The organism is Selenomonadales bacterium (assembly GCA_017442105.1).
Classification (GTDB): Bacteria; Bacillota; Negativicutes; order RGIG982; family RGIG982; genus RGIG982.
On record JAFSAX010000186.1, the window covers coordinates 1 to 6,126 of the forward strand.

The 6,126-nt window shown below is 44.6% G+C and carries 6 protein-coding genes; all 6 read right to left on the bottom strand.

Annotation, left to right across the window (positions count from 1 at the left end; all coding sequences use genetic code 11):
* Window positions 1-752 (bottom strand): TIGR00282 family metallophosphoesterase (locus IJN28_07380; GenBank protein ID MBQ6713588.1); only part of this gene is annotated, 752 nt, incomplete at its 3' end.
* A 21-nt stretch (window positions 753-773) separates the two neighbouring features.
* The gene (locus tag IJN28_07385) at window positions 774-1,292 is read right to left on the bottom strand and encodes a hypothetical protein (protein MBQ6713589.1); all 519 of its coding nucleotides are present in this window, start codon (window positions 1,290-1,292) and stop codon (window positions 774-776) included.
* Between the two features lie 211 nt (window positions 1,293-1,503).
* Entirely contained in the window at window positions 1,504-3,021 is a 1,518-nt protein-coding gene (gene rny, locus IJN28_07390; GenBank protein ID MBQ6713590.1) for a ribonuclease Y, read from the bottom strand.
* Between the two features lie 201 nt (window positions 3,022-3,222).
* The gene (recA, locus tag IJN28_07395) at window positions 3,223-4,254 is read right to left on the bottom strand and encodes a recombinase RecA (GenBank protein MBQ6713591.1); all 1,032 of its coding nucleotides are present in this window, start codon (window positions 4,252-4,254) and stop codon (window positions 3,223-3,225) included.
* 34 nt (window positions 4,255-4,288) lie between these two features.
* Window positions 4,289-5,854, bottom strand: a complete 1,566-nt coding sequence (locus tag IJN28_07400) for a DEAD/DEAH box helicase (protein ID MBQ6713592.1) — start codon at window positions 5,852-5,854, stop codon at window positions 4,289-4,291.
* Between the two features lie 33 nt (window positions 5,855-5,887).
* A partial coding sequence (locus tag IJN28_07405; protein MBQ6713593.1) for a CinA family protein occupies window positions 5,888-6,126 on the bottom strand: 239 nt, incomplete at its 5' end.

The following is a 6,126-nucleotide window of genomic DNA, read 5'->3' on the forward strand; positions in this document are numbered from 1 at the left end:
ATGGAAATGGCTCTGCCAGTTGTTTCATCAAATTCGATAATGACAGCACAGAATACTTTTTCGCCTGTTGCGGGTTTAAATCGTACAGGCAGTCCTGTTCGGAATTGTTGGATGACGATATCCTTATCAACACCAAGAATGGAGTTCCATGCCCCTACCATACCGAGATCGGTAATGTATGCTGTTTTGTTGGGCAAAATACGCTCATCGGCTGTTTGGATATGTGTATGGGTTCCTACGAGTGCCGTGATCTTCCCGTCAAGATACCAGCCCATCGCCATTTTTTCCGATGTTGTTTCTGCGTGAAAATCCAAAAAGATAATATCTGTTTTGCCTTCCAGATCTGCCATGATCTCATCGACCTTAAGGAAAGGAGAATCGATCGGAGGCATAAATGTACGCCCCAAAAGATTGATAACGGCGAATCGAACGCCGTTTTTTTCAAAAATATTATACCCTATTCCGGGCGTACCGGTGGGATAGTTGGCAGGGCGAATGATATTAGGATAGTTGTCGATGAAATCGAATATCTCTTTTTTGTCCCAAATGTGGTTGCCGTTCGTAAGGATATCAATACCTGCATCCATCATTTCTTGATATGTTTTTTCGGTAATTCCGACACCGCCAGCGGAGTTTTCGCCGTTGGCGATCACAATGTCGATGTTGTGTTCTTTTTTTATTTTTGGAATGAAGTGCGCGGCTGCCGTTCTGCCGGGATTGCCGTAGATGTCGCCTGCATATAATAATTTCATATTATTTCCTCGCCGATATGATTATTTGTCAAATACCATGACACGTCCGTTTTCACGAATCCCGATAAGATTATTGAGAACGCGTGAACGCTGGATATTGACCAACATATTTTCAATGACTTCTTCTTGGAAGCGGAGTTCTTCGTCTATCAGAGCTTCGTTTTTGTCAGCTAAGATGTGGTCTGCAAAATGAAGCTGAATTATCTTGATCATCAGTGCGATTTCCGATTTAGACAGTGTATCGATATCGCGTGCTATATGAATGACTGTAATGCTGTCATAAGGTGTCATTGTAATAGTCAGGAGCGGGTTATCATATGCGGAAAGGTAATAAAAAGACTGGAGACTTTTTTCAAGGTAATCTTTGAAGGAACGAAATTGCTCATCTGTTGGTATTGTCGTTAAAATAAACGTCAAGTTGAGCGTTGCATTCGATGAATCGAATCGCAGTGTTCCGATCTCAGGATAACGAACGAGCATAGAAACAAGCAGGTTGACGCTATCAGATACCTTCTCTCCATCAAGTTTAAGATTGTTCATTTTATCACCATCCTTTTAAAGTAGTCTACTAAAAATAATATCACAAATTGAGCACGGAAACAAATAAGAATATAAAAATTATTTTGTTTTGGAACATACGTGAATGTCCTGCGCGTTACATAGGTACTTTCTGATATAAATAAAAGCGTAGGCTATGCTGCATATTTCATAAAAAATAGCAGTCCATACTAAGATGGACTGCTGATTTTTTTTATTTTGCATAGTCGACTGCGCGTGTTTCGCGGATAACCGTTACGCGAATCTGACCCGGATATTCGAGTTCGGATTCGATTTTTTTCACGATGTCACGTGCCATCATAACAGATGCAGCGTCATCGATTTTTTCCGGTTTAACCATGATGCGAATTTCGCGGCCTGCTTGAATAGCGAACGATTTGTCAACACCCGGGAAGGATTCTGCGATCTCTTCCAAGCGAGTCAAACGTTTGAGGTAGCTTTCCAAGCTTTCGCGACGTGCGCCCGGTCTTGCTGCAGATACAGCATCGGCTGCTGCAACGAGAACGGCCTGAACCGTTTTCGGCTCTTCGTCGCCGTGATGAGCAACGATAGCATTGATAACATCAGCGGATTCACGATATTTTTTCGCGAGATCGCCGCCGATCGTTACATGCGGACCTTCTACTTCATGGTCGATTGCTTTACCGATATCGTGCAAAAGACCGGCACGTTTAGCGAGCATCACATCGATACCGAGTTCTGCTGCCATAACGCCTGCTAAATGAGATACTTCGACGGAATGTTTGAGGACGTTTTGTCCGTAGCTGGTACGATATTTGAGTCGTCCCAACAGCTTGATCATTTCCGGATGGAGACCATGTACACCTGTTTCGAAGGTAGCCTGTTCCCCTGCTTCCTTGATACGCTGTTCTACTTCGCGACGAGCTTTTTCTACCATCTCTTCAATTCTTGCAGGATGGATTCTGCCGTCTGCGATCAATTTTTCCAATGCAATGCGTGCAATCTCTCTGCGTACGGGATCAAAACCCGACAAGATTACCGCTTCCGGAGTATCATCAATGATTAAGTCAATTCCGGTTAAGGTTTCGAGTGTACGAATATTACGACCTTCACGACCGATGATACGGCCTTTCATTTCGTCATTCGGCAATGCGACGACCGATACTGTGGTTTCTGCCACGTGGTCGGCTGCACAACGCTGAATCGCGAGAGAGATGATCTCACGAGCACGTTTGTCCGATTCTTCTTTCGCCTGCTGTTCCAATTCTTTGATAAGCATAGCAGTTTCGTGTTTTACTTCTTCTTTTGTGTTCGTAAGAAGCATATTTTTAGCATCTTCCGACGTTAAGCCCGAGATGCGTTCGAGTTCCACGAGCTGTTTGTTATACAGATCATTGATCTTATGCTGTGTGCGATCGACTTCGGCTTCTTTGCGGCTGAGGATGTCTTCTTTTTTCTCGAGAGAATCAATTTTACGGTCAAGATTCTCTTCTTTTTGCTGAAGACGACGTTCCAAACGCTGTAATTCCGAACGGCGTTCACGTGTCTCTTTATCTAACTCATGACGTAATTTATGAATATCTTCTTTCGCTTCAACGACTGCTTCTTTATGAATCGTCTCTCCGGTACGTTTTGCATCTTCCAAAATCTTTTCGGCTGCTGCTTCTGCGGAGATGATTTTTGCTTCTGCGGTCTTTTTGCGAACTACATATCCAATGGATACACCGATAAGCCCTGTAATAATAGCAATTACTATCTCGATGATACATTACACCTCCTTCTGTATAAAATTATAAGGCTTTTTACTTGTTCATCCTTCTCAAATGATGGCCTAAATCAATTGATGAAAATTTTCAAAAAATTAATAACTGAAATTTTGAAAACAATTGGATAGTCTAATTGTAATAGTTTTTCCTGTAAGTGTCAAGATTAAGAGAAACTTCTTGTTCGTTTATTCCTCTGTTTCAGCGATCATACCGCCAATATTGAGCTTTTCACGGATTTTACGTTCAATTTCAATAGCAACTGCCGTATTTTCCTTCAAGAATTCTTTGGCATTTTCACGACCTTGACCAAGTCGCTCTCCACTGTACGAATACCATGCACCGCTTTTATCGATGATATCAAGATCGGTACCGATATCAATAAGACATCCTTCATGCGAGATGCCTTGACCATACATAATATCAAATTCTGCCTGCTTGAACGGCGGAGCGATCTTATTTTTAACAACTTTGATGCGTGTGCGGTTACCCACCATGTCGTTGCCTTGTTTTAAAGTGTCGACTTTGCGAACGTCAAGGCGGACAGATGCGTAGAATTTGAGTGCACGACCACCTGTCGTTGTTTCCGGATTGCCAAACATAATACCAACTTTTTCACGAATCTGATTGATAAAGATAGCCGTTGTGCGCGATTTGCTGATGATACCCGTCAATTTACGCATTGCCTGCGACATAAGACGTGCCTGAAGGCCTACGTGCGAGTCGCCCATTTCGCCTTCGATCTCTGCTTTCGGAACGAGTGCGGCAACGGAGTCAACGACTACGATGTCGATAGCACCGCTTCTTACGAGGGCATCTGCGATCTCAAGTGCTTGCTCGCCGTTATCCGGCTGGGAGATCAAGAGATTGTCGGTATCGACACCGAGTTTTTTTGCATACGCAGGATCAAGTGCGTGTTCTGCGTCAATGAAGGCTGCAATGCCGCCCATTTTTTGTGCTTGAGCGATCACATGGAGTGCGACTGTCGTTTTACCGGACGATTCGGGACCATAGATCTCGATGACTCTGCCGCGCGGTACGCCGCCGACTCCAAGTGCAATATCAAGAGAAAGTGTTCCTGTCGGAATCACTTCTACGTGCATTTTTGCGGCGACTTCGCCCAGTTTCATGATCGAGCCTTTACCGAAATCTTTTTCGATCTGGCGAATTGCATTATCTAACGCTGTCATTTTATCGTGTGCGGCTCCTCTTTCTGCCATTGGTAGTTCCCCCTCTTTTTATTTTCTGATTGATTTAACGGCGTTTTGCCGGTTCTACGTTGATCTTGTACCCTTTGATGGTGTTTTTGTGCATGACCGAAAGTACGCGTTCAGCAGTGTCTTTCGGCACTTCGACAAAGGTAAATTTGTCGTAGATATTGATAAGGCCGATGATGTTGCCCGGGATATCAGCTTCGCTGGCGATTGTGCGTACGATGTCTTCGGGACGAATTTTTTGTGCTTTGCCTGCATTGATGAAAAGTCGTACCATACCCGGTCTTGCGCCTGTATTTTCAAGGTCAATATTGGTCGTTTCTTCAACAGGATTTTCTTTAAAGCCTTCTAAATGGAGTTTTAAAGCTGCTGCTGCGATTTCTGCAGGATCGTAGTCGTCTAAGAGATCAGCAATGATGGAATGATATGCATCAAGACGTCGACGTTCGAGCGTTTTGACGAGGCGGTCTTTGATGATCTCGCGTTGACGTTCCAATACATCGGCAGACGACGGAAGCTGTTTGCGCAGAATACGTGTTTTTGCCAAACGTTCGATCAATTTGAGTTGACGATATTCGCGTGGTTCGATAAATGTGATCGCCGTTCCTTGACGACCTGCGCGGCCTGTACGACCGATACGATGAACGTAGGATTCGTGGTCCTGCGGAATGTCATAGTTGATGACGTGTGTGATATCATCGATATCAATACCGCGTGCTGCAACGTCTGTTGCTACAAGAATGTCGAGTTTTCTTTCGCGGAATCGTTTCATTACACGGTCACGCTGCATCTGACTTAAGTCACCGTGAAGACCGTCTACCAGATATCCGCGTGCTTGAAGTGATGCGACGAGATCGTCAACGCCTTTTTTGGTACGACCGAAGATGATCGTGCGACCGATTTCTTCCATATCCATAACACGGCAAAGTCCGTCGAGTTTTTCGCGTGTTTCGTAGTAGCATTGATCGATCAGCGGTACAGTTAGTTGTTCACGACTAATGGTAACTTTTTTGGGAGATTTCATATATTTTTTCGCCAGATTTGCGATTTCTGTCGGCATAGTAGCCGAGAATAACAGTGTCTGACGCGATTCGATCGGGATATTGCTCATGATCGTTTCGATATCTTCGATAAACCCCATGTCGAGCATTTCGTCTGCTTCATCAAGGATCAATGTGTGTACGCGATCGAGCTTGATCGTCTGGCGACGAATGTGGTCAAGCAGACGACCCGGTGTACCAATGACGACATGGACACCTGCTTTAAGTGCGCGGATCTGTCGATCGATCGATTGTCCGCCATAGATGGGAAGTGTTTTTGTACGTGTGAATTTCCCAATCTTGGATAATTCCTCCGACACCTGGATAGCAAGTTCGCGAGTCGGAGTCAAAATGAGCGCTTGAACGTGTCGTCCGTCTTTGATCTTTTCGATCGTAGGAATGCCAAATGCAGCCGTTTTTCCTGTACCTGTCTGTGCCTGACCGATTACGTCATGGCCTTCGAGTACCAATGGAATCGTCTGACTTTGAATCGGCGAGGGTTCTTCAAACCCCATTGCCGCCAATCCTTGGCATATCTTTTTGCTCAGTTCAAGTTCTCCAAACATACTTAATTCTTTTTTCAAAAGTACGGTCTCCTTTTATCTATTTAAATAATTTCTGATCTCATTCAGTACAGCTTGCGATACAAGCCGTTTGATCGTTGTGCGATTGCCTGTAAAGTGGCATAATCTACACGTTGTTTCATCTTCGCCTGAAACGGCAATATAGACAGTACCGACAGGCTTTTCGGGCGTACCGCCGTCGGGACCTGCAATGCCTGTCACCCCTACTCCGATATCCGTTTGGTTAAGACGGCGTATTCCTTCTGCCATAGCGC